The sequence below is a fragment of the Pseudahrensia aquimaris genome, from assembly GCF_042676045.1.
Lineage (GTDB): Bacteria > Pseudomonadota > Alphaproteobacteria > Rhizobiales > Rhizobiaceae > Pseudahrensia > Pseudahrensia aquimaris.
Genome location: NZ_JBHTJV010000002.1, coordinates 656,668 through 680,548, shown reverse-complemented (window position 1 = coordinate 680,548; position 23,881 = coordinate 656,668). Strand labels below are relative to the sequence as shown.

The following is a 23,881-nucleotide window of genomic DNA, read 5'->3' as shown; positions in this document are numbered from 1 at the left end:
GAAATTCCTCAAGCAACAGCGGAACTTGGCTTAGACCAACACAACCCTCTTCACCCGAATGAACACCATGGCACTACCAGACAGCAATCAGATTGAAGAATTTCAGCGCAACGGCGCCGTGCTGTTGAAGGGCGCTTTCGTTGAGCACGTCGGGCCGATGCGCGAGGCGATAGAACAGAACAAGCAAAATCCGTCCTGGCGCGAACGCACTTATCGGCCAGACGATGGCGCGGCTCCTTTCTTTCAAGATTATGTGGTGTGGAACCAGTTCGACGGTTACCGCAATTTAGTAACACGCTCACCGATGGCAGAAATTGCGGCCAAGCTGATGGGTTCAAAGACAGCGCGCATCTTCCATGATCATGTGCTGGTGAAAGAGCCCGGCAATTCGGTTGTCACGCCCTGGCATCAAGATCAGCCATATTATCTGGTTGATGCCACCCAGAGCGTGTCGTTCTGGGTGCCGCTTGATCCAGTTCCTCGCGACCGCACCATCGAATATATTGCAGGCTCACATTTATGGGGCAAAGACTTCAAGCCAACGCGCTTTGACGGCACATCCCTGTTTGAAAACGATACATCAGAAGCGGTGCCAGACGTCGACGCCCTGCGCGATGAACTGGACATAATAGGCTGGGCGGTGGAACCCGGTGACGCTGTGGCGTTCAATTTCAGAACACTCCACGGCGCACCAGCAAACGCCTCTCCCAGTCGCAGAAGAGTGGTGTCATTCCGTTGGGTGGGAGACGATGCTCGGTTTGTTGAACGCCTTGGAACCACGTCTCCAGCTTTTCCAGATCTTGAATACGAAGCAGGAGCCCCCTTCGAAGCGGACATCTTCCCGCAGCTATATCCAAGGCCATAAACACTTGGCCGCACGGCCAGCGCTGGACAGCGGCGGCTGCGCCTGCCAGTTTTGCGGCTTCAAAGATGAATCGTGACGCGCAAGTCATGGGGAGCCATCGTTGACGACAAACGCGACCATGAGGGATTTTGCAACGCCCGAAGACCCGCCCTTCACGGTGGCGGCTCCAGCGCAGCAGCGCGTGCCTTATGTGTTCAACTCGCCCCATAGCGGAAATGCCTACCCACAATCGTTGGTGACACGTTCTGGCCTCACCGCGCACGAACTGCGCCGTTCTGAAGACTTTTTGATCGATGAACTCTTCGCACCCGTGGTGGAAATCGGCGCCCCGTTGCTAGCGGCACGTTTCCCCCGCGCTTGGCTGGACGTAAATCGCGAGCCCTATGAACTCGACCCGCTCTTGTTCCGTGAGCGCCTGCCCGCCCACGCCAACACGCGAACGATGCGCGTTGCCGGTGGTTTGGGCACAGTTCCCCGTTTGGTTGCTGAAAACCTGCCGATCTATCAGGAACCACCGAGTTTGGAGGAAGGCTTGGACCGGGTTGAGTGCATCTATCGCCCTTATCACGATTGCCTTCGCAAGCTCATCGCCACCACTTCGGTAACGTTCGGCTATGCTGTGCTGGTAGATTGCCATTCCATGCCTTCTCAGGGCAGCAAGCGGGAGAAAGAACCACGGGCAGATATCATCATCGGAGACCGCTATGGCACGTCTTGCAACAGCGCTATCAGCCATGAACTCATCGATCGGTTTCGCGAGCTAGGTTATAGCGTAGAACGCAACAAACCTTACGCAGGTGGCTTTATCACCGAACATTATGGTCGCCCCCTCAAAGGCTTTCACGCCGTGCAAATCGAGATTAACCGCGGCCTTTATATGAATGAAAGCACTATCAGCAAAGCCGTAGGTTTCGATCGGCTCCGCGACGATATTCGCAGCGTTGTCTCTCACCTTGTCAGTCTGCCAGACAGCGGTCTGCCGGCGCTTTCGGAAGCAGCTGAGTAGATGCACGATAATCCCAAACAACTTGCCGCCTTCTTCGACACACTGTGTGCGGCAGCGGCGGAACAAACACTGTCCCGTTTCCGTTTGCCACTCGATATCGCTAACAAACTCGACTCCGGCTTTGACCCCGTCACTGAAGGAGACCGCGAGGCGGAAAAGGCGATCCGAGCGCTGCTCAAAGAGCACTTGCCCAACGATGGCATCGTTGGCGAGGAGTTCGGCAGGGAAAACGAAAACGCTGCCTTCCAGTGGATCATTGATCCGATTGACGGAACCCGCGCTTTCATTTCCGGCATTCCTGTCTGGGGTACTTTGATAGGGCTTTACAAAGATGGCGTGCCTTATGCGGGGGTTATGGACCAACCCTTTACCGGTGAACGCTATGTGGCGCTGCCCGGCTCGCAACCGACGCTGTCGCTGCGCAACAGCGCGCCGCAACCACTCGCCACCAGAGCGACGGAAAATCTTGAAGCTGCAACCTTGATGACAACGTCGCCTAACATATTTCCCACCGACCACAAGCCCCGCTACGACGCATTAGAGCGCACGACCAAACTCGTACGCTACGGATGTGACTGCTATGCCTATGCGATGGTGGCTTCCGGTCAGGTTGATATGGTCGCTGAATCGGGACTATCGAGCTACGACATCGCCGCCCTGATCCCGATAATCGAGGGCGCTGGCGGCGTTGTCTCCACTTGGGACGGCGAGAGCGCGGCCCAAGGCGGCACGGTGCTCGCAAGCGCCAATCGAACGCTGCACGAGAAAGCACTGAAAGCCCTGTCCCCCTGAATCTAGTTTTTCAGATCGTCATCCGTGCCGGGAATGAAAGCGTCAAACGCCGATAGAAACTGCTCGCGATAGGCTTTGCGCTCCTGCAGAATTTCATGCTTTGAGCCAAAGATGGTCAGGAATGAACCAGACCGCATTTTGTCGCCAAATTTCTCCACCGCCTGCGGAGCCACAACCGGATCATTGCCTGCTGCCACAAGCAGCGTTGGAATATGAATTTTGCCCGCATAGCCAGGCTCATTGATGCGGTCCATTGCCCGACAGGCGGCAAAAATCCAATTGACGGTGGGGCTGGAAACGGCAGATTCCCCCTGCTTCGCAAGCATCGCAGTGTTGCGGGCAAAACGCTTGGTGTCGGACGTCAAGTTGTTGCCAATGAAGCTCCGGCTTTCCGCCGATCGCCCACCCCATCCTACTGAGGTGCGACCAAAGCCGAGAAAGCTCAAAATGCCGCCAATGCGCTGCACCCAGTTTTGCGAGATCGGCAAACCACGCAGCGAAAGCAGAGGCGAAATCAGGACCATCCTGCGAATCCGATTACCCAAAGCTGGCGCAGCCAAAAGCGCGATCAAACCGCCTGTCGAATGTGCCAGGAGATAAAATGGAGCAGGACAATCCGGCAGCGCCACATCAGTCAAAATGGTATCAAGATCGGTAAGATATTGATCAAAATGATCCACATGGCCTTTCGACCCATCACCAATCAAACGCTCGGAACCGCCCTGCCCTCGCCAATCAAAACACAAAACCGCAAACCCACGCTGGCGAAGCTCAGTGACCGTTTCGAAATATTTCTCGATATACTCCGCCCGTCCCTGCAGGATAATCACTGTGCCCAGCGTGGGCCGCTTCTCGGAGTTCCAGAACGAATAGCGCAACCGCATACCATCGGGTGTTTCGGCATAGTTCACCCTTGCCCCTTCAGGGATCGGGTTGCCATCAACCTCAATCAGTCGGGCTTTGGAGGGGGTAACGGTCTGGCTGGCCATAGTCTTGGCGTATCGTGGCTTTGGTGCAGGCTCAAGCGAAATAACTGCGTTGGCAAATTTCGCAACGCTTCTTCTTGAAATAATTGCCGATCATTTCCATATTTCCACTGCGGACGCCGAATTCGGGTCCGTTGCCGGACAGGCCTGCCAGATGGAGGTCGAACGAAGGTATGAATCGCAAAAATCGCTCAAACACGAGGATACAACCATGCGTCACGTAGATTTTTCACCCCTTTACCGTTCCACAGTTGGTTTTGATCGCCTGTTCAGCCTGCTCGATTCCATGGGTCAGCCGGAGCAGTCTGCTCCTGCATATCCGCCCTACAACATCGAGCGCACGGGCGAAGATCAATACCGCATTACAATGGCAGTTGCTGGTTTTGCGGAAGCTGATCTGGAAATCGAATCGAAAGAGAACACGCTGCTCGTAAAAGGCAGCCAAGAGAAGGCTGACGACGAAGGCGTCGAGGTTCTTTTCCGCGGCATCGCAGCAAGAAACTTCGAGCGCCGGTTCCAGCTGGCCGACCACGTTGAAGTGCGCAGTGCCCACCTGGAAAACGGATTGCTTCACATAGAGCTTCTTCGTGAAATCCCTGAAAAGATGAAGCCGCGCAAGATTGCCATTGCAGCTGACAAATCCAAGCAGATTGAAGGCAAAAAGGCCACGAGAGCCTAAAAAGCCCGTCCAAACTGACAGAAAAGAGCGCGTCCGAGACTTCGGGCGCGTTTTTTTTGTTTTAGACATAAAAAACCCGGCTTCGGAAAAGGGTTCCGAAGCCGGGCATTGGTCGCAAGTGAACAAATGTGTCGGCCCAAAAATGCCACCACCGGGGGCGACGGTTTGATGGCCAGGCAAACAATTTTGCTACAATCAAGACCAATAAGTCTTGGAACACAGCTATCATTTCGGCTCGAAAGCCGAATTTTCGTGAATGAGTTCCGCCGTGCCAACCATAACTCACTTTTTGCGTTTGTAAAACCGAGAAGTGTATCTGCGACTTTATCAACCGTTTCTGCGACCTTGCGTTTCACCACCATGCCGCCCGCCCCTTGATTTTGCCTAGCAACTAAAATAGGACAGCGATGCTGACCCAATTGCGCTTGCTTGTCCTGCGCCATGTGTCGCATAGAAAGGCTGACGCCCCATGCTCCATAAGTGCGGGCGGGCATTCCACAGCACGACAAAGAGCTGAGCATATCAGCCATCTACAGAGTTCCTGTTGAAAAACGGGAACACCCATGACCGACCCGAAACACGGATGCGGCCGGACGAAGGAGAACACGATGACCAAGGCACAACACACCTCTCTGATGGAGAATGGCCGCCTCAAACGCGCGCGCGCGGAAGGTCTCTACAACCCTTCGAAAGAACACGACGCTTGCGGCCTCGGTTTCATTGCCAACTTGAAGGGCAAGAAATCCCACCAGATCGTCAAAGACGGCATCAAGATCCTCGAAAATCTGGAACACCGTGGCGCAACCGGCGCAGACCCGAAATTTGGCGACGGCGCAGGCATGCTCGTTCAGATTCCACATGAATTCTTTAAGGCTGTGGTCGATTTCGACCTGCCAGAACAGGGCCAATACGGCCTCGGATATTTCTTCCTGCCACAGGAAGACGAGGTGCGCGCGAAAACCATCGAGGTGATCGAGCAAGTCGCTAAAGACGAAGGCACGCCGATTATCGCATGGCGCGATGTGCCGACCGACAATTCAATGTTGTCGACCGACCCGGATATTGCGGTGACCGAGCCTGTCCACATGCAGGCTTTCTTTACCCGTCCTGATGGCATCAGCGATGATGAATTCGAGCGCCGCCTCTACATAACACGCCGCGAGCTCTCCAATCGCACGATTGAAGAAATTTCGTTCCGCGATGACATCTATGCCGTGTCGATGTCCCACCGCACGGTGATTTACAAAGGCATGTTCCTCGCAGATCAACTTGGCCCATATTATGCGGATTTGCAGGACGAACGCTTCGTGTCCGCGCTCGCACTTGTCCACCAGCGCTTTTCAACCAACACTTTCCCATCATGGAAACTCGCGCACCCGTATCGGATGGTCGCGCATAACGGCGAGATCAATACTTTGCGCGGCAACGTCAACTGGATGGCAGCCCGTCAGGCGACCTTGTCTTCCGAAGAGTTCGGCGACGATATCGAGAAGATCTGGCCTGTTTCCTACGAAGGCCAATCCGACACTGCCTGTTTCGATAATGCATTGGAATTGCTGGTTCAGGGCGGTTATTCGATGACCCACGCGATGATGATGCTCATTCCTGAAGCTTGGGCCGGAAACCCGCTGATGGAGGCCGACCGCAAGGCATTTTACGAATACCACGCTTCCCTTATGGAGCCATGGGACGGCCCCGCCGCTGTCGCGTTCACCGATGGCCGGCAAATCGGTGCCACGCTGGACCGCAACGGCCTGCGCCCTGCCCGCTACTTCGTTTTGGACGACGATACCGTCGTTCTTGCTTCCGAAGCCGGAACGCTGCCGTTTGACGAAAAGCGCGTTGTGAAAAAATGGCGCCTCCAGCCCGGCAAAATGCTGCTGATCGATTTGGAAAAGGGCAAAATCGTCTCAGACGAAGAGATCAAGAAAGAACTTTCCAACGCCAAACCCTATGACAAATGGCTCGCTTCCAACCAAATTGTTCTCGAAGAGCTTGACGGTCCAACCGAGACAGCGCGTCGTTACAAGGGTGAAAAACTGCTCGATGGCCAACAGGCCTTCGGGTACACGCAAGAAGACTTACGCGTGCTGATGGCTCCTATGGCAATCACCGGTCAGGAAGCCCTCGGTTCCATGGGCACCGACACGCCGATTTCCGCTATCTCGGATAAGTCGCGCCTGCTCTACACCTATTTCAAGCAACTCTTCGCGCAGGTGACCAACCCGCCAATCGACCCTATCCGGGAAGAATCGGTGATGAGCCTTGTCTCCTTCATCGGCCCACGCGCAAACCTTTTCGACCAAAAAGGCAATGCAACTCAAAAACGCTTGGAAGTGCGTCAGCCAATCCTGACAAACGCCGATCTGCAAAAAATTCGTGATATCAGCGACATAGGCGACAACCAGTTTGTCTCCAGAATGCTGGACATTACTTACAACGTTGAACGCGGCCCCGAAGGCGCGAAATTCGCGCTCGACCGTCTGTGCGAAAAAGCTGAAAAGTTCGTCCGCAACGGCGACAACATCATCATCCTGTCTGACCGCCAGTTCGGCCCGGACCGTATCGCCCTGCCAGCCCTATTGGCAACGGCAGCGGTCCACCACCACCTCATCCGTAAAGGTCTGCGCACATCGGTCGGCCTGGTGGTCGAGTCCGCAGAACCGCGCGAAGTCCATCATTTTGCAGTGCTCGCCGGCTACGGCGCAGAGGCAATCAACCCCTATCTCGCCTTCGAAACCCTCGCCCAGATGCACGAAGATGGCCGCTTCCCACCGGAAGTGGACGACAAAGAAGTCGTTCAGCGTTACATCAAAGCCATCGACAAAGGCTTGCTAAAAGTCATGTCCAAAATGGGCATCTCGACTTATCAGTCCTATTGTGGCGCACAGATTTTCGACGCTGTCGGCCTGAATTCCGAATTCATCAACGCCTACTTCACCGGCACTTCTAGCCAGATTGAAGGCATTGGCTTGGAAGAGGTCGCGCAAGAGACATGGGAGCGCCACCGCGCTGCCTACGGCGATGTGCCAGAACTTCGCAATGCCCTTGCTGTGGGCGGCGACTACGCCCTTCGCCATCGTGGCGAGGCGCACGTGTGGACGTCCGACGAGGTCACAAACCTTCAACACGCCGTGCGCGGCAACAGCCAAGAAAACTACAACGCCTACGCCAAATCGATAAACGAACAAGCCGAACGCTTGCTCACGATCCGTGGCCTCTTCCGCGTCAAACCAGCCGAAGAAATGGGCCGTAAGCCCGTGCCTTTGGATGAGGTTGAGCCAGCCGCCATGCTGGTGCGCCGTTTCTCGACGGGTGCCATGTCCTATGGCTCGATTTCGGCTGAAGCGCACGAAACACTGGCACTCGCGATGAACCGCATCGGCGGCAAGTCCAACACCGGCGAGGGCGGCGAAGAAGTCGAACGCTTTACGCCTATGGCAAACGGTGACAGCAAGCGCTCGGCGATCAAACAGGTCGCTTCCGGCCGCTTCGGTGTCACGACTGAATATCTCGTCAACGCTGACATGATCCAGATCAAAATGGCCCAGGGCGCCAAGCCCGGCGAAGGCGGACAACTGCCCGGTCACAAGGTCGATGCCGTCATCGCAAAAGTACGCCATTCGACCCCAGGTGTTGGCCTCATCTCGCCACCACCCCACCATGATATCTACTCCATCGAAGATCTGGCTCAGCTAATTTACGATCTGAAAAACGTCAATCCGGCCGCCGATATCTCCGTCAAACTCGTCTCCGAGGTGGGCGTCGGCACGGTTGCCGCCGGTGTCGCCAAAGCGCGCGCCGACCACGTGACGATTTCCGGCATGGAAGGTGGCACAGGCGCATCGCCGCTAACGTCAATCAAGCACGCAGGTTCACCGTGGGAAATCGGCCTTGCCGAGACCCATCAGACGCTGGTGAAAAACAAGCTGCGTTCGCGCATCGCTGTTCAGGTCGACGGTGGCCTACGCACGGGCCGCGATGTGGTCGTCGGCGCGCTGCTCGGAGCCGATGAATTCGGTTTCGCCACAGCGCCGCTGGTTGCAGCCGGTTGCATCATGATGCGCAAGTGCCACCTCAACACCTGCCCTGTTGGCGTTGCCACACAGGATCCTGTGCTGCGCAAGCGCTTTAACGGCCAGCCTGAGCACGTAATCAACTATTTCTTCTTCGTCGCCGAAGAAGTGCGTCAGATCATGGCGGAACTTGGTTTCCGCAAATTGGACGAAATGGTTGGCCAACTGGATGTTCTGGACCGCGATACCGCAATCAACCACTGGAAAGCAAAGGGCTTGGACTTCTCCAAGCTCTTCCACAACCCGAATATGGGTCCGGAAGTTGGCATCGTTCACACCGAACGCCAAACGCACCACATCCACGACATTCTTGATCGCAAGCTCATCGAACTGGCCGAGCCCGCGCTGGAGCGTCAGCAGCCGGTCGAAATCGACCTTCCGATCACCAACGTGAATCGGTCGACCGGAGCCATGTTGTCTGGCGAAGTTGCCAAACGCTACGGCCACAAAGGCCTGCGCGAAGACACAATACACATCAAGCTTTCCGGGACGACCGGTCAGGCATTCGGTGCATGGCTTGCAAACGGTGTGACCATGGAAGTGGAAGGCGAAGCCAACGACTATGTCGGCAAAGGCCTCTCGGGCGGCAAGATCATTGTCTATCCGCCAAAAGATGCGACACAGATCGTGCCAGAGGAATCCATCATTGCAGGCAACACTGTTCTCTACGGTGCCATTGAAGGCGAATGCTATTTCCGTGGCGTAGCAGGAGAGCGCTTCGCTGTTCGTAACTCTGGCGCAATTGCCGTGGTGGAAGGCGTTGGCGACCATGGTTGTGAATACATGACCGGCGGCGTCGTTGCTGTGCTCGGCTATACAGGACGCAACTTTGCGGCAGGTATGTCCGGCGGCATCGCCTATGTGCTCGATGAAGACGGCACGTTCGCAAACCGCTGCAACCTTTCAATGGTAGAGCTGGAACCCGTGCCGGAAGAGGAAGATATGATGGAGCAAGGCCATCAGGTCGGCGACATCGAACACCATGGCCGTGTTGATGTGTCGTCAGACATGACCCGTCACGACGACGAGCGACTTCGTCAATTGATCGAAAACCACAAGCGCTACACAGGCTCAACACGCGCGGCCGCCATTCTGGACAATTGGGAAGAGTACCGCCCCAAATTCGTGAAGGTAATGCCAACCGAATACCGCCGCGCTTTGTTGGAAATCGAAGCAGCCCAGAACGCCGCCGGCGTTGCAGCAGAATAATTTCAGGAGGTTTTTGAAATGGGAAAAGTCACAGGCTTTCTGGAAATTGATCGGCAGGACCGCAAATACCGTCCCGCGTCTGATCGCATCCGCAATTACAACGAATTCGTCATTCCGCTGAAGGAAACCAACCTTCAGGAGCAGGCGAGCCGCTGCATGGATTGCGGCATCCCCTTTTGCCATGACGTGAAAGGCCAGAAGGGCTGTCCGGTCAACAACCAGATCCCAGATTGGAACGATCTGGTTTATCGCGGCGAATGGGAGGAAGCCTCGCGCAACCTGCATTCCACCAACAACTTTCCGGAATTTACAGGCCGCATCTGCCCTGCTCCGTGCGAGGCGTCCTGCACGCTCAACATGGTCGACAGCCCGGTGACGATCAAATCCATCGAATGCGCCATCGTCGACAAAGCGTGGGAGAACGGCTGGATCAAACCGCAGCTTCCCGAGCGCAAAACAGGCAAGAAAATCGCTGTTATTGGTGCTGGGCCGGCTGGAATGGCCGCTGCGCAACAGCTTGCCCGCGCTGGCCACGCTGTCGATCTCTACGAGAAAAACCGCAAGGTCGGCGGACTGCTGCGCTACGGCATCCCCGACTTTAAAATGGAAAAGCACCACATTGATCGCCGCGTCGAGCAGATGGAGGCCGAGGGCGTAACATTCCATACCGGCGTCAATGTTGGCCATGATGTGAAGATTGAAGATCTGACGCAGAGCCATGATGCAGTCATCCTGTCAGGTGGCGCTGAGCGTCCCCGCGATCTTCCCATCGAAGGGCGTGATCTGGACGGCATTCACTTCGCCATGGACTTCCTGCCTCAGCAAAACCGTCGCGTCGGCGACGAGCAGTTGGACAACGTCACTCCCATTCTCGCGGGCGGCAAGCACGTGGTTGTCATTGGTGGCGGCGACACGGGGTCGGATTGCATCGGTACATCAATTCGCCAAGGCGCACTGTCAGTGACGCAGTTGGAAATCATGCCAGCGCCACCAGAGAAAGAAGACAAGCTCCTCACATGGCCAAACTGGCCGTTGAAAATGCGCACATCTTCCAGCCAGGAAGAGGGCGCCGAACGTCAATTCGCCGTCATGACCCAGCGCTTTGAAGGCGAAGACGGCAAGGTGAAAAGCCTGCATTGCGTTGAAATCGACAGCAAGTTCCAACCCATTGAAGGCACCGAATTCGTTCTGAAAGCCGATTTAGTTCTGCTGGCGATGGGCTTTCTTGGCCCTCTCAAAGACGGCATGGTTGAAGAACTTGGCCTTGAACTGGACGAACGCGAGAACGTGAAAGCCAATCTGGTTACCTACCAAACCAGCCACTCGAAAGTCTGGGCAGCGGGTGATATGCGCCGCGGTCAATCACTGGTGGTCTGGGCCATCCGAGAGGGACGCAATTGCGCACACGAAGTTGACCGCGCCTTGATGGGCGAGACAACACTGCCGCGATAAGCAAGGAAGTAACGCCGCCCAGTCTGACCGAACAAAACCTCGATTGCGCCGTTTCAAAGCTGGAGCGGCGCATTTGGTGTTTTGTAAAGATGAATTCAAACCGAGTTATGAAACGGGCCTGATTGATACGCTCAGTTCGCTGAAGCGACAGCGCCCTGCCCAGTAGGACCCAACGGCACAGGCGGCCACTGAAACGCATCCACTCGGCCAACAGGCGGAGAGCTTGCCGCATCAACCGTCAATTGCACCGCACCATCTGTTGCAAGGCTTGAAGAACGGTCCAGCTCAGCTCCTGCAAGCTCTCCCACGCCATCGTTTGCCGGATCATCCAAACTGATCACCTGAGTCTTGCCGGTCTTAGCCGGATCGTATTCCGGTGCGCGGTTGGACAGCGCTGCAACGCCGGAAAAATCATCCAACGCGGAGGTTGGTAGCGTTGACCCTATATCGCGCCGAATAGCGCCTTCAACGTAAAATGCCAAGCGGCGCTTACCAGCCTTTGTCAAATTGATCCCGTCCTTAGGCCGCAGAAGCACGATCTGACCGTTAATATCCGGCCCTGAGCGCGTATATGCACCATTGGCGTCGGAAAAACCGTCCCAGATATCGACGAAACGCCCGCGCGCGCTGGTGGCAGCATTGCGATACCATTCGTTGAAAACGAGGAAATCGGTGTTCATAGAATTAAACCGCACCGGCGGTAGGCCAAGCCATGTGAACGGCTTGCCGGTTTGTTTCAGCGCTTCACCAACAGCCTGAACCCGCTTCTGATAGGCAGCATCCCATTCAGGTGTACGTTTCTTGAGATTTTTTCCTCCATCCCGCATCAATTGGCGATCATTTGAGCCAACCATGAGCACGATATAATCAGGGCTGAATTCAACATTCAGTTCAGCAATTTTTGTCGGCCACTCAACGATATCCGTACGAACAAGGCCGCTATTACCGCTGGCTTTTTCAATCACAACAAGCCCTGCATCATCGGCAAGCCCAACCTGCAAACCATCGGCCAGCCCATTGGCATAGAAATCGCCAATCACGAGGATTTTCTTTGCGTCCTCCAGCTTTTGCACCACCGCTGGCGCGGCAGCTACTGCGCGTGCTGAAGATGCAGCCCTAACTTTGCGTGTGCGCGTCTTTGTACGCTTCTTAGCAACGGCTCTTTTGGTCTTCCGCTTCTTCTGCTTGGTAGCTGCCCGTTTTCGAGATGGTGCAGCCTTGGTGCGCTTTTTCACCTGTTTCTTGCGAACTTTGCGTTTGCCAAAGAGAATTTTGAATAGGCTGCGGCGCTTCTTCTTTGTCTGCTGAGCCTGCGCTTCACTTATGCCCACAAATGGACCACCGCTTTGGCCGACAAGTGGCAATTCCACGATTAAGAACACAATCGCCAGCGCGAACGTCATAACCAGTTTGCTAACGGGTCTTGCAAGTTGGGTCACAGTGATGCGGGTCCTGTCAATCGGCGCCCGTCTTGGGCAACTATCCGTTTCGGTTCAGGCGTTGCAGCAATTTGGGCGATTCATACCCATCTGGCCGCATGCCCAGTCTGTCTTGCGCCTTGCGGATTGCAGCGCGTGTCCCCGAACCTATTTTTCCATCTATCTCGCCATCATACAACCCCAATTGGGCTAATCGCTGCTGAAGCAAGATGCGCTCATCTTCGCTCAAACGGCGGTATGGGCGAGGTAATTGGTTAGCAAAGTCGCCATATCCTGCGATCTGGTCTGCCAAATGCCCTACAGCGAGCGCATATTTGTCTGCATTGTTGTAGCGCTTGATAACAAAAAAGTTTTTCGTCATTAGGAATGCCGGACCATTTGCCCCCGCAGGCAGTTTCAGCGTTGCGCGAACATTGCCGCGTTTGAACCGCTTTCCCTTCACCCTCTTAACGCCTAGCTTCGCCCACTGCGAAACAGTTCGCGTCTTGCCCGCCTGACGGCGCACCGAACGTGGGATATTGACCTCGTAACCCCAGGTTTGACCCGTGCGCCAGCCATTGCGGCGCAATAAGTTAGCGGCAGTTGCCAAAGCGTCGGGTATCGAGTTCCAAATATCAGCGCGACCATCGCCATCAACATCCTGGCGATAAGCCAAATAGCTTGTCGGGATAAACTGTGTATGCCCCATCGCGCCGGCCCAGGAACCACGAAGGTTTTGCATTGAAACATCGCCGCGTTGTACCATTTTCAATGCGCCAATCAGCTGCGAGCGAGCAAACTTGCGGCGGCGGCGGTCTTTATAACCGAGTGTTGCCAGCGAACGAACAACGCTGCGCATGGCGCGATCTTTTTCCAGCGCCTTGCCGTAGCTTGTCTCCATCGACCAAATGGCGAGCAGGATGTAGCGGCTTACCCCGTATTTGCGCTGCAACTCGGTCAGCCAGCGATCCCACTTGGCGTTCATCTCTTTGCCGCGCGCAATCGAGTTTTCGTTCACACGGCTGTCGAAATACTGCCACATCTCTTGTTTGAACTCTGGTTGAAAGCGCGTCAGCTGAATCACTTCCGGGTCCGGTGCGGTCACGCCTTTGAAGGCTCTGCGATAAACGCTACGCTTAATGCCATTCTTCGCCGCAACATTTTCGAACTGGTTCACCCATTTGCGAAAGCCCGCATCAGCGGAAGCCGGAAGCGTCATCACAGCGAGTGAAGCGCCTGCAACGGCGGCGGCTACAAATGTTCTCAATCCCTGAGTGAAAGTCATGATGGCCATCCTGGAGCTTTGAAAAAACGATCGGGCGATACCACGCTTGAAAAATCGAACCAGCCCGAAAATACATAGTGCGCCTACGTGTGCACCACTCAACCTCAAGAGTGTTAACACTTCGTTTACCATGTTTGAGACGAACAAAAGGTCGCATTCGTGGCAGGAACCGATTAACTGCTGTCTCGTCTCACTGTTACCATAGAGCAAAGCGCTAAGCGTAATGAAAGGCACATTCCAATGCCCCAAGTAAAGCCGGTAAGAACCGCCGTATTCCCCGTAGCAGGCCTTGGCACCCGCTTTCTGCCCGCCTCAAAAGCTGTTCCGAAGGAAATGCTGACAGTCGTTGATCTGCCGGTTATCCAATACGCTGTGAACGAAGCTTTGGAAGCCGGAGTCGAGCAATGCGTATTCGTAACGGGGCGCGGTAAGCACGTTATTGAAGACTATTTTGACATCCAGCCGGAACTCAATGCAGCACTGGCAGAGCGCGAAAAGCATGATCTTCTGCAGCTTTTGGACAGCTATCAGCCAGAAGCGGGCATGATAAGTTTTACCCGCCAGCAAGAACCGTTGGGTCTTGGCCACGCCGTATGGTGCGCGCGTGAGATCGTTGGAAACGAACCCTTTGCCTTGCTGCTGCCTGATATGGTGATGCAGGCGCAAAAAGGTTGCCTCGCATCCATGATGGAAGTCTATCGTGAGACCGGCGGCAACATTATTGCTGTTGAGGAATGCGCACCCGACGAAGTGTCAAACTACGGCATCGTCGCTGCTGGAGAAGCCATCGGAAAAGGCTTCAGAATCGACGGCATGGTGGAAAAACCATCGCAAGATTCTGCGCCGTCCAACTTGATGATCAACGGTCGCTACATCCTACAACCCGAAATTTTCACACTCTTGGCCAACCAGCAAAAAGGCGCGGGCAACGAAATACAACTAACTGATTCGATGTTGCGGCTGGCGGACGAGCAAGATTTTTACGGCTACACCTTCACGGGCAAGACTTTCGATTGCGGCTCTAAAGAGGGCTTCATCGCCGCCAACATTTCCTTTGCCTTGGAGCGGGATGACATTGGCCCTGCAGTCAGAAAACTGATCTTAGACGCACTGAAGAATTGACCTTCATTCCTACGGTTAATCAGAGTAGAAGGCGGCCATGACAAGCACATCTTCCTTGCGCTCCGCGCTCAAAACCCTGTCCGTTGAGCAAGCTGGGCTCTCCGCCCTGCATGATGCTTTGCAAGGCCCGCTCTGCGATGCCTTTGTTGAAGCCTGCAAGATCATGGGCGACATCAAAGGGCGCGTTATCGTCACCGGTGTGGGCAAAAGCGGCCATATCGGCGCGAAAATTGCTGCGACCCTAGCTTCAACCGGCACGCCTGCTTTCTTCGTGCATCCATCAGAGGCCAACCACGGCGACCTTGGGATGATTGCGCGTGACGACGCCATTCTTGCGCTATCATGGTCGGGCGAGACAACAGAACTGCGCGGCACCATTGCCTATTCCCAGCGGTTCTCCATTCCGTTGATCGCGATCACCTCTAGCGAAACATCAACGCTCGCGAGTCACGCGGACGTAGTACTCGCATTGCCCAAGGAAAAAGAAGCCTGCCCACACAACCTCGCGCCTACCACGTCATCGCTCATGACACTCGCTATGGGCGACGCCCTAGCGATCGCACTGTTGGAAGGCCGCGAATTCACAGCGGATAATTTTGGCGTTTTCCACCCCGGCGGACAATTGGGTGCCAAACTTATGCATGTACGCGATCTGATGCACACCGGCGAAGAAGTCCCGATTGTGCAGACGGGTACACTCATGACGGATGCGATTTTGCAAATCTCGCAGAAGGGTTTCGGTTGCGTTGGCGTCACCAACAAAAACGGCGATCTCATCGGTATCATCACGGACGGTGATCTCGCCCGTCACCTCAGTCCGAATCTTTTGTCTGAACGTGTCGATGATATTATGACACGCGATCCAAAAACCGTTTTGCCCGATGAACTGGCCGCAGCCGCACTCGAATTCATCAACAAGAAGTCAATCAGCGCCCTGATGGTGACGGAGGGGCCGAAACCCGTCGGCATAATCCACCTGCACGATCTTCTACGCGTAGGCGTTGCTTAAGCGATCGGCTCAACGATCAGTGTCTGCTCTTCCACGGCAACAACGCGAACTTTAGCCCCCGCAGCAGCGTCCGCACCGCGCACGCGCCATACGGTATCGCCAAGTTTCACGCGGCCAACACCGTTCTCAATGGCCTCGGAAACGAGCGCATCACGGCCAACAAACTTAGCGAGCGGGTCGTTCATTTTCGATGCCTCGTCGTCCTTGCTGTTGGATGGGAAAAGTCGGTTTCCCACGAAGACCAGCACGAGCGACAAAACACCAAACGCGACCAACTGCACCTGCCAAGGCCACCAAGCAACATCGGCAAATGGCAGCAACGAAAGACCGCCGATCACGACACCGGCAATGCCAAACCACATGAGGAAAACACCTGGAACCACCGCTTCACCGACCAGCAAAAGCAAACCGACGATCAGCCATGTCCACGGTCCGAGCGAAGATACGGTATCAAAAATCATTGCTTAACCTCCGCGATTAGTCGTTGGAGGTACCGAGCGGCTGCGGGGCGCGGCAGGTTTTGAAGGCTTAGTATCGGCACCAAAGACTTCCTTCGAGATTTCACCAATGCCAGCCAACGTGCCCATAAGCGCAGTGGCTTCCATCGGCAACATCAGCACTTTTTGGTTGTTGGCTGAACCGATAGTCGACAGCGCTTCGGTGTATTTCTGTGCGATGAAGTAGTTGATCGCTTGCGAATTACCGTTGCCGATTGCTTCGGAGACAACCTGAGTGGCCTTGGCTTCAGCTTCGGCCTCACGCTCGCGGGCTTCGGATTCCCGGAAGGCCGCTTCGCGCAAACCTTCCGCATCCAGAATAACCGCCTGTTTTGCGCCTTCGGCTTTCAATATAGCAGCCTGACGTTCGCCTTCCGCCTCCAGAATGAGCGCACGCTTTTCGCGTTCCGCCTTCATCTGACGCGCCATAGAATCTACCAGATCACGCGGCGGATTGATGTCCTTAATCTCAATGCGGGTCATCTTGATGCCCCAAGGCGATACAGCGTCATCGACAACATGCAGGATACGGGCGTTGATTTCGTCCCGTTTGGACAGCAATTCATCCAGATCCATCGAACCCATGACCGTTCGGATGTTAGTCATCGTCAGGTTCAGAATCGCGTTTTGAAGGTTGGAAACCTCGTATGAAGCCTTCGACGCATCCAGCACCTGATAAAACGTCACCCCGTCAACGCTACAAGTGGCGTTATCTTTGGTAATGACTTCTTGCGTTGGAACATCGAGCACCTGCTCCATCATGTTCATCTTAGTGCCAACACGCTCGATAAACGGCGTGATGATCGACAGGCCCGGCTGTAAAGTCTTCACATAGCGCCCGAACCGCTCAACGGTGTAGTTGAACCCCTGCGGCACAATTTTGATCATCGACAAGATCGTGATGACCAACAAGAAGCCCAGAATAACGATAGTAATGTCTGCAATAGTCAGCATGAAAATCTCTCCATTTCGCCACTTCATATGGTGATGGTTCGGCCAATTTTCAAACAAACTGCGCGCAATCGGTAAGCGCACGGTTAATTAGGCGAAAACGAAAAAGGCCGGAAAACCGATGGCTTTCCGACCTTTCGAAAATATGGCTTTTCACGCCCCTAGTTGGGCGCTTTGACCGTGCGCAGATACGGCAAAACCACGTTTACTTTGCCAAATTTGGCTTCAGCATCTTCGGTAGACACGGTCGCCGGAACAATAACATCTTGCCCTATTTCCCAGTTAGCTGGTGTTGCCACGCCTTTGGTTGACATCTGAAGGCCATCAAGCGCTCGCAAGATTTCAGCGAAGTTACGACCAACCGTCATGGGATAGGTCATCATCAACTTAACCTGCTTGTCCGGGCCAATAATGAAGACCGAACGCACCGTTGCGCTATCGGCAGGCGTACGACCATCTGGCAGCACGTATTCAGCAGGCAGCATGTCAAAGGCTTTCGCCATTTCCAGGCCGTCATCAGCGACGATCGCAAATGTCGCCTCTGCACCGCCAACCGCTTCAATGTCTTTTTTCCATTTTACATGGTCTTCCACGCCATCCACCGAGACGCCAAGCACCTTCGTGTTCCGCTTAGCCCATTCATCGGCAAGCTGCGCGACAGCACCAAATTCAGTGGTGCAAACGGGGGTGAAGTCTTTTGGGTGTGAGAAGATCACCGCCCAGCTATCGCCAACCCAATCATGCAGCGAAATTTTGCCGTGATCGGTGGTGACTGTGAGATCCGGAATCGTGTCGTTGATGCGCAAGCCCATAATAGGTTCCTTTCGAATGTCTCGGCAAAAATTGTTTCGGTGTTGCCGCTCGACTCGAATATAGGTCGCTACAAACCCGAAAACAGAGCGCGAAGTCTAATTAGCACCCGCCTGGGGAAAACCTGTTCCACTCAAGCGCTTTATTGAGAAACGCAATCTCGCAGAACAGCGATCAAATCCAGCCCTGCAATTCGCGGCGCACGATCTGTTCAATCAGGTCCATGCCCTCGGGGCCATCGTTCAAGCAGGGGATATGGCTGAATTGCTCGCCGCCATTGTCTTCAAATTCTTCGCAGACTTCGCCGGCGATCTCTTCCAGCGTCTCCAGGCAATCGGAAGAAAATCCAGGGTTCACGACGCAGATGCGTTTGATTCCGTCTTTGGCGAGCTGCTCCACGGTCTTGTCAGTATAGGGCTGCAGCCATTCTTCCGGCCCGAAGCGAGACTGGAAAGTGGAGATGAGAAAGCCATCCTCCCAGCCCATATGCTCTTTGAGCAGTCGAGACGTTTTCAAGCAGTGGCAATGATAGGGGTCGCCCTTGCGGAAATAGCTTTTTGGAATGCCATGGTAAGAGGCAACAATGTGCTCCGGCTCAAAATCCAGTCCGTCTAAATGCTTCTGGATCGACTTCGCCAGAGCCTCGATATACGCCGGATCATCGTGATAAGGTGGCACGGTGCGCAAAGCAGGCATCCAGCGCATTTTCATGAGCGATTCGAACGTCTTGTCGTTCACGGTCGCTGTGGTCGCGGCGCTGTATTGTGGATAAAGCGGAAACACCAAAATGCGCTCGCAACCAGCATCCTGAAGTGCCTTCATGCGGCTTTCGATGGAGGGATTGCCGTAGCGCATGCCCCAGTCGAACACGATATCCGTGTGCTTGCTCATTCGCTCAGCCAGCTGATCAGACTGCGATCGTGTGAAGGTGCGCAGCGGAGACTCGTCCATCTCCTCATTCCAGATTGACGCATAAAGAGCGCCAGATTTCTTCGGACGGACGTTCAAAATGATGCCATTGAGGAGCGGCCACCAGATGACGCGCGGTGTTTCAATCACGCGACGATCTGAAAGAAATTCTTTCAGATATTTGCGCATGTTCTTTTTATCATGGCCGTCCGGCGTTCCAAGATTGACCAACAAAACGCCAATTTTGCCGAATGCGACTTTTGGGTGTTCGGGCGGAAAATGCTCGGCAGAAACATCTCGCGAAAACGCCAATGAGCCGGATGTCTTTGCTGGAGCAGGTTTGGGCACAACCGTTTTCTTGGCCTTAGCCTTCGGCGCAGGGCCGCTTTTCGCGGCTGGCGCGTCAGCCTTCGAGGCCTTGGTCTTTACGGCTTGATTCATGCTTCACCAAATAAAGCGGCGCTGGACACCGATTGCGTTGCTGGAAGGTATGTACGCAAACGGCCTACAAATTCAATGTTGTGAAAGCGCATCACTGTCGCACCCACAGAGATAATTATGCACAGGCCGACAATTTGATCGCCAGTGCTGGTGACGCTGTTTCACATAAGTGCAAAGCTGCACGAACGAATTTCGGGGCACAAACAGCAACCACCGCGTGATGCCACGCACAGCATCAACACCGCGTTTTATCTGGAGAAAAACATGACGAAACTCCTCAAAAGCCTTGCCGTAACGGCAGGTCTTCTCGCCGCTTCCATGACAGCGGCCTTAGCCGAAAAGGTCACCGTGACGTTCATCACAGCCAGCGATATGGACACCATGTCTGGCAAAGACCGTGGCGGTGTTGCCCGATTGGCGGCCGTGGTGAAAGCCGAACGCGCCAAAGGCGGCAATACCGTCTTTGTCTATCCCGGCGATTTGCTCTCGCCCTCGATTCTAGCAGGCTTCGACAAAGGCGCGCATATGATCGAATTGCTGAATATGACACCGCCGGATGTTCTTGTCCCTGGCAACCACGAATACGATTTTGGCCCAGACGTGTTCATTGAGCGAATGCAGGAAGGCAAATTTCCAAAACTCGCCACCAACACCCGCCGAAACGGCGCGCCTATTCCCGGTTTTGACGATACCAAAATTCTGGAATTCGGTGGCGTCAAAATCGGCATGATGGGCCTAACCACAGCCGATACGCCGCAGCTTTCATCGCCCGGTGACATCACCTTTTTGCCAACGCTAGAAACCGCGCAAAAAACTTCCGCCATGCTGAAAGAACAAGGCGCGGACGTTGTCGTCGCCGTGGTGCACACCGCGCAGCAGATGGACTTTGATCTGCTGTATCAAGGCGGCGTCGATATCGTTCTTTCAGGCCATGATCACACACTGCACGTCTTCTACGATGGCCGTCGTGCACTGGTGGAATCGAAGGAAGAAGCCGAATACGTGACCATGATGGACGTCGAATTCGACATTGGCGAAAGCCGTGGTCAGCGCCGCGTCCGTTGGTGGCCAAACTTCCGCATTGTCGATACGGCCACAGTCGTGCCGGACAATGAAGTGCAGGCAAAAGTTGGTGAATACGAAGCCACATTATCAAAAGAACTCGATGTTCCACTTGGGCAATCATCGGTTGAAATGGATTCCCGTCGTGCCTCCGTCCGCGCTGGCGAAACCGTCATCGGCAACCTGATCGCAGACGCCATGCGCGTTGCGGTGGACGCTGAAATCGCCTTCACCAACGGCGGTGGCATTCGCGGCAACACAGTCTACGACGCAGGTCACACTGTTACGCGGCGCGACGTGCTTACCGAACTGCCTTTCGGCAACGTCAACGTGAAACTGGAAGTGACCGGCGAAATTATCAAGGAAGCGTTGGAGCATGGCGCTCGTACTGCGCCGGAGCCAACCGGTAGTTTTCTGCAGGTTTCCAATTTAAAATATGAAATTGATACGGCTAAGCCGGCTGGCGAGCGGGTCAGCAACGTTATGGTGGGCGGCGCACCTCTGGACATGGCAAAAACCTATACGCTTTCGACCAACGACTTTATGGCGAGGGGCGGCGACGGTTACAGCATGTTGCGCAAGGGCAAAACCTTGATCGACGCAGACAGCGCCAAGCTGATGGCCAACGACGTGATGAGCTTCATTCGCGATCAGGGCGGTGTGAAATCAGCAATTGAAGGCCGTGTGACGATCAAGTAGAGATCGTCAGATCAATCAAAAAAGGGCGGTTGGAACATTCTCCAACCGCCCTTTTTTGTTGCCTCAACGGACAAACTAGCTCTCGTAGTCACGTTGATCGTCGATCACCTTGCCATCATTCGGCAGCGTCTCGACCAAGATGACTTCTCCGCCCAGCTTGGTGATTTCCCGCAGCGATGCCTGCAATGCGGACGGATCAACATCACCCTGCCCTGAGGCCACAACATCCAGCCGCATCGCATCGCTGTCTCCATCGCGCACAACGCTCAACCGAGCAGCAGCGATTTCGTTATGACGCTTCACCAGCATGTCGATCTGCTTCGGATCAACAAACATGCCTTTGACTTTGGTGCGCTGGTCAGCACGGCCCATCCAGCCCTTGATGCGCATATTGGTGCGCCCACAAGCGCTTTCGCCGGGCAAAACCGCTGATAGATCGCCAGTCGCAAATCGCACGAGCGGATAGGCGAGCGAGAAATTCGTCACCACCAATTCACCCACCTCGCCTTCGGCCACAGGGTCGCCCGTGCCGGGCCGACATATTTCGACGATCAAATCCTCATTGACGATCATGCCCTCACCTGGGGCACTGCCGACGAGGCTTTCATAAGCAATCGTGCCCAAATCAGCGGTCGCATAACATTGCAGCACGTTCACCCCGCGCTCGCGATAAGCGTCACGCATGGAGGGAAACAGCGCCCCGCCCGAAACGAGCGCCTTAGTGATGCAAGATAGATCAACTTGCATCTCGTCAGCTTTATCGAGAATAACTTTTAGATAATCCGGTGTGCCCACATAAGCGACAGGCTGAAGATCTCGCGCCGCTTCAACTTGCATTTCGGTATTGCCGATGCCCGCCGGAAAAACCGTGCAGCCAACCGCCAAAGCGCCGGAATCAAGAATAAACCCGCCGGGCGTCATGTGGTGAGACAGCGCATTGTGCACCACATCACCGCGCCGAAACCCAGCTGCATAGAGCGCCCGCGCACTGCCCCAAGGGTCTGCGCCCAAGCCTTGTGGCTCCCAAATAGGGCCGGGGGAGAGGAATACGCGGTTGCCTTCAAGCGCCTTCACATTGGCGAAACCACCGAACGGAGGTTTCTTTGCTTGCGCTTCCATCAAATCCGATTTTCGCAATACGGGCAAAGCGGCCAGTGCTTCGCGCGACGATACTTTGGCCAAGTCGTGCCCGGCCAAATGCGCCGCCAATCCCTCCGAAACAGCCACAGCCTCACTCACATAGCCAGCCAAACGCCCGAAAAGCGCCGCCTCTCGCTCGCCGTGGTTCACCGCTTCGCGGTCCTCAAAAAACTCGCTCAAAACATCCCCTCCTGCACGCGCCGCAGCGGCGCTATCTCAAAATTCTAATCCAACGTGCCAGATCAATCAGTCCCATCAGCGCTGCTGAAACATAAGTCAAAGCAGCCGCTTTCAACACCGAACGGGCGGCTGGCAAATCCTCTTCATGTAGATAGCCGCCTTCCTTCAATATGGGCAGCGCCTTTCCAAAACTCGCATCGTATTCCACCGGCAACGTAACCAGATGCACTAACACTCGCACCGCAAGCAGGCTGATACCGATAGCTGCCAGACCGAAGAATGCAGCTGGCGTGCGAGCAATCACGCCCAACACCGGTGCGGCGATGAAAAAGATGGTCGCGAATTTGTCCGTCATCATCGCAAAACGCACCAGCCGGTTGCGCCATGTCAGACCACGCTCCTGCCGATAATCTTGCAAGGCGTGGCCAACCTCATGCGCCGCAATAGCCACGGCGGTGAGGCTGCGGCCTTCAAAATGCTGCGGAAGCAGACGAACCATCTTCGCTTCGGGATCATAGTGGTCACCGCGATCGGTGGTCTCAACGCCCACACCTTCAATGCCGTAATGCTCAATGAGATGCTCGGCCAGTTCGCCGCCCGTGCCAGGAAAATCCGCGCGCTCGACAGAGTTCACGCGCATCTGCTTTTTCACCCAAAACTGCGGAGCAAAGATCAGCAAACCGATCACCAAGACGCCCAATAAGCCTAGAATTGCCACAGCGCGCGTCCTACTGGTTCGGCACGGTCACGGGCTTATGACCCGATACCACGTCCAAAACCTGTTCGATGCCAGCGTCAAGCGGCGCGAGATCAATCACAAATCCCTGCTCCTCCGCATCGGCCTTCAGTTCTCGTGGCCAAAGATAGACCGAGAGCTGAAAATCGTTTTCAACCCGCCCCAGACGAATGTCCTTGATCGCATCCCACGGCACTGGCTCGCTGGAATAGCGCGCATCAAACAACCCATCAGGCCGCACCGCCAGCACAATGTCTTTGCGCAAATACCGCCAGATCATTGCCGCCGAGCAGAAGCCAAAAAATATCAGGCCAGAAACGAATGTGACGGTGTTGTAGTAACGTAGGCCAAACAACTGGGCGAAAAGCCAGACCAGAAAAGTCACAATCAGCGTCAAGCCCAAAGCGGCCAGCACCGATTTGCGAAACGAGGTTTGGGAATAACGAAATTGCGTTTTACTCATGCCGTATAAGATAGTGTTTCGCGCAGCGGCTGTGTAGAGCGCAAATGCGCCAACTTGTATCCAACAGTCGCGCCATAACGTCCGCACATCAAAC

Annotated in this window: 20 protein-coding genes; 9 read left to right on the top strand and 11 right to left on the bottom strand. The window is 54.9% G+C overall.

Translation table 11 applies throughout. The features are described 5' to 3' along the window. Positions 1–67: 67 nt before the first annotated feature. The 3 genes from ACFQ14_RS03005 to hisN all read left to right on the top strand — a co-directional run bounded on the left by ACFQ14_RS03005 (position 68) and on the right by hisN (position 2,663). Positions 68–865, top strand: coding sequence for a phytanoyl-CoA dioxygenase family protein (locus ACFQ14_RS03005; RefSeq protein WP_377211214.1), 798 nt, complete (start codon positions 68–70; stop codon positions 863–865). Between the two features lie 100 nt (positions 866–965). Beyond that, positions 966–1,871, top strand: a complete 906-nt coding sequence (locus ACFQ14_RS03000; protein WP_377211213.1) for an N-formylglutamate amidohydrolase — start codon at positions 966–968, stop codon at positions 1,869–1,871. Beyond that, positions 1,872–2,663, top strand: a complete 792-nt coding sequence (hisN, locus tag ACFQ14_RS02995) for a histidinol-phosphatase (protein ID WP_377211212.1) — start codon at positions 1,872–1,874, stop codon at positions 2,661–2,663. A 2-nt stretch (positions 2,664–2,665) separates the two neighbouring features. On the opposite strand, the gene ACFQ14_RS02990 is transcribed toward hisN, so the two are convergent. Then, complete coding sequence (locus ACFQ14_RS02990) at positions 2,666–3,652, bottom strand: alpha/beta fold hydrolase (RefSeq protein ID WP_377211211.1); 987 nt, start codon at positions 3,650–3,652, stop codon at positions 2,666–2,668. Between the two features lie 208 nt (positions 3,653–3,860). Between ACFQ14_RS02990 and ACFQ14_RS02985 the strand changes: the two genes are divergently transcribed. After that, positions 3,861–4,328 carry an Hsp20 family protein gene (locus ACFQ14_RS02985; protein WP_377211210.1) on the top strand — a complete coding sequence of 156 codons (468 nt, stop codon included), beginning with the start codon at positions 3,861–3,863 and terminating at the stop codon, positions 4,326–4,328. Here the strand turns inward: ACFQ14_RS02985 and ACFQ14_RS02980 are convergent. Beyond that, the gene (locus tag ACFQ14_RS02980; RefSeq protein WP_377211209.1) at positions 4,325–4,858 is read right to left on the bottom strand and encodes a hypothetical protein; all 534 of its coding nucleotides are present in this window, start codon (positions 4,856–4,858) and stop codon (positions 4,325–4,327) included. The genes ACFQ14_RS02985 and ACFQ14_RS02980 overlap by 4 nt on opposite strands. Before the next feature lie 78 nt (positions 4,859–4,936). Between ACFQ14_RS02980 and gltB the strand changes: the two genes are divergently transcribed. Together gltB and ACFQ14_RS02970 are read left to right on the top strand one after the other, a co-directional pair. Beyond that, the gene (gene gltB / locus ACFQ14_RS02975; RefSeq protein WP_377211208.1) at positions 4,937–9,613 is read left to right on the top strand and encodes a glutamate synthase large subunit; all 4,677 of its coding nucleotides are present in this window, start codon (positions 4,937–4,939) and stop codon (positions 9,611–9,613) included. Between the two features lie 18 nt (positions 9,614–9,631). Next, a complete protein-coding gene (locus ACFQ14_RS02970; protein WP_377211207.1) occupies positions 9,632–11,065 on the top strand; it encodes a glutamate synthase subunit beta in 1,434 nt (477 codons plus the stop codon). A gap of 131 nt (positions 11,066–11,196) precedes the next feature. Here the strand turns inward: ACFQ14_RS02970 and ACFQ14_RS02965 are convergent, their stop codons facing one another. Next, positions 11,197–12,504, bottom strand: coding sequence for an SGNH/GDSL hydrolase family protein (locus tag ACFQ14_RS02965; protein WP_377211206.1), 1,308 nt, complete (start codon positions 12,502–12,504; stop codon positions 11,197–11,199). 40 nt (positions 12,505–12,544) lie between these two features. After that, entirely contained in the window at positions 12,545–13,768 is a 1,224-nt protein-coding gene (locus tag ACFQ14_RS02960) for a lytic murein transglycosylase (RefSeq protein WP_377211205.1), read from the bottom strand. 240 nt (positions 13,769–14,008) lie between these two features. Here ACFQ14_RS02960 and galU point away from each other — a divergent pair, with 240 nt between their 5' ends. Together galU and ACFQ14_RS02950 are read left to right on the top strand one after the other, a co-directional pair. Beyond that, on the top strand, positions 14,009–14,890 hold the full coding sequence (gene galU, locus ACFQ14_RS02955) for a UTP--glucose-1-phosphate uridylyltransferase GalU (RefSeq protein ID WP_377211204.1): 882 nt from the start codon (positions 14,009–14,011) through the stop codon (positions 14,888–14,890). 37 nt (positions 14,891–14,927) lie between these two features. Next, positions 14,928–15,899: a KpsF/GutQ family sugar-phosphate isomerase gene (locus ACFQ14_RS02950; RefSeq protein WP_377211203.1), complete on the top strand. Its 972-nt coding sequence runs from the start codon at positions 14,928–14,930 to the stop codon at positions 15,897–15,899. On the opposite strand, the gene ACFQ14_RS02945 is transcribed toward ACFQ14_RS02950, so the two are convergent. From ACFQ14_RS02945 to hemH, 4 genes are all read right to left on the bottom strand, one after another. Next, positions 15,896–16,360, bottom strand: coding sequence for an NfeD family protein (locus tag ACFQ14_RS02945; RefSeq protein WP_377211202.1), 465 nt, complete (start codon positions 16,358–16,360; stop codon positions 15,896–15,898). The genes ACFQ14_RS02950 and ACFQ14_RS02945 overlap by 4 nt on opposite strands. A gap of 3 nt (positions 16,361–16,363) precedes the next feature. Then, positions 16,364–17,347: an SPFH domain-containing protein gene (locus tag ACFQ14_RS02940; RefSeq protein ID WP_377211334.1), complete on the bottom strand. Its 984-nt coding sequence runs from the start codon at positions 17,345–17,347 to the stop codon at positions 16,364–16,366. Between the two features lie 161 nt (positions 17,348–17,508). After that, the gene (locus tag ACFQ14_RS02935) at positions 17,509–18,159 is read right to left on the bottom strand and encodes a peroxiredoxin (RefSeq protein ID WP_377211201.1); all 651 of its coding nucleotides are present in this window, start codon (positions 18,157–18,159) and stop codon (positions 17,509–17,511) included. Positions 18,160–18,331: 172 nt separating this feature from the next. Continuing rightward, complete coding sequence (gene hemH, locus ACFQ14_RS02930; RefSeq protein WP_377211200.1) at positions 18,332–19,507, bottom strand: ferrochelatase; 1,176 nt, start codon at positions 19,505–19,507, stop codon at positions 18,332–18,334. 264 nt (positions 19,508–19,771) lie between these two features. Here hemH and ACFQ14_RS02925 point away from each other — a divergent pair, with 264 nt between their 5' ends. After that, positions 19,772–21,268: a bifunctional metallophosphatase/5'-nucleotidase gene (locus tag ACFQ14_RS02925; RefSeq protein ID WP_377211199.1), complete on the top strand. Its 1,497-nt coding sequence runs from the start codon at positions 19,772–19,774 to the stop codon at positions 21,266–21,268. Positions 21,269–21,343: 75 nt separating this feature from the next. Here the strand turns inward: ACFQ14_RS02925 and ACFQ14_RS02920 are convergent, their stop codons facing one another. From ACFQ14_RS02920 to ACFQ14_RS02910, 3 genes are read right to left on the bottom strand one after another with little or no spacing between them, the layout of a single operon-like run. Next, positions 21,344–22,588 (bottom strand): phenylacetate--CoA ligase family protein, encoded by a 1,245-nt coding sequence (locus ACFQ14_RS02920; protein ID WP_377211198.1) that lies wholly within the window; start codon positions 22,586–22,588, stop codon positions 21,344–21,346. A 31-nt stretch (positions 22,589–22,619) separates the two neighbouring features. Further along, complete coding sequence (locus ACFQ14_RS02915; protein ID WP_377211197.1) at positions 22,620–23,306, bottom strand: zinc metallopeptidase; 687 nt, start codon at positions 23,304–23,306, stop codon at positions 22,620–22,622. A 10-nt stretch (positions 23,307–23,316) separates the two neighbouring features. Further along, a complete protein-coding gene (locus ACFQ14_RS02910; RefSeq protein WP_377211196.1) occupies positions 23,317–23,787 on the bottom strand; it encodes an STM3941 family protein in 471 nt (156 codons plus the stop codon). Between the last annotated feature and the right edge of the window lie 94 nt (positions 23,788–23,881).

Excerpts from the sequence above, each read along its gene's own strand:
- ACFQ14_RS03005 (WP_377211214.1), top strand. The coding sequence starts at position 68 with ATGGCACTACCAGACAGCAATCAGATTGAAGAATTTCAGCGCAACGGC.
- hisN (WP_377211212.1), top strand. The coding sequence starts at position 1,872 with ATGCACGATAATCCCAAACAACTTGCCGCCTTCTTCGACACACTGTGT.
- ACFQ14_RS02990 (WP_377211211.1), bottom strand. The coding sequence starts at position 3,652 with ATGGCCAGCCAGACCGTTACCCCCTCCAAAGCCCGACTGATTGAGGTT.
- ACFQ14_RS02985 (WP_377211210.1), top strand. The coding sequence starts at position 3,861 with ATGCGTCACGTAGATTTTTCACCCCTTTACCGTTCCACAGTTGGTTTT.
- ACFQ14_RS02980 (WP_377211209.1), bottom strand. The coding sequence starts at position 4,858 with ATGGCTGATATGCTCAGCTCTTTGTCGTGCTGTGGAATGCCCGCCCGC.
- gltB (WP_377211208.1), top strand. The coding sequence starts at position 4,937 with ATGACCAAGGCACAACACACCTCTCTGATGGAGAATGGCCGCCTCAAA.
- ACFQ14_RS02970 (WP_377211207.1), top strand. The coding sequence starts at position 9,632 with ATGGGAAAAGTCACAGGCTTTCTGGAAATTGATCGGCAGGACCGCAAA.
- ACFQ14_RS02960 (WP_377211205.1), bottom strand. The coding sequence starts at position 13,768 with ATGACTTTCACTCAGGGATTGAGAACATTTGTAGCCGCCGCCGTTGCA.
- galU (WP_377211204.1), top strand. The coding sequence starts at position 14,009 with ATGCCCCAAGTAAAGCCGGTAAGAACCGCCGTATTCCCCGTAGCAGGC.
- ACFQ14_RS02950 (WP_377211203.1), top strand. The coding sequence starts at position 14,928 with ATGACAAGCACATCTTCCTTGCGCTCCGCGCTCAAAACCCTGTCCGTT.
- ACFQ14_RS02945 (WP_377211202.1), bottom strand. The coding sequence starts at position 16,360 with ATGATTTTTGATACCGTATCTTCGCTCGGACCGTGGACATGGCTGATC.
- ACFQ14_RS02935 (WP_377211201.1), bottom strand. The coding sequence starts at position 18,159 with ATGGGCTTGCGCATCAACGACACGATTCCGGATCTCACAGTCACCACC.
- hemH (WP_377211200.1), bottom strand. The coding sequence starts at position 19,507 with ATGAATCAAGCCGTAAAGACCAAGGCCTCGAAGGCTGACGCGCCAGCC.
- ACFQ14_RS02925 (WP_377211199.1), top strand. The coding sequence starts at position 19,772 with ATGACGAAACTCCTCAAAAGCCTTGCCGTAACGGCAGGTCTTCTCGCC.
- ACFQ14_RS02910 (WP_377211196.1), bottom strand. The coding sequence starts at position 23,787 with ATGAGTAAAACGCAATTTCGTTATTCCCAAACCTCGTTTCGCAAATCG.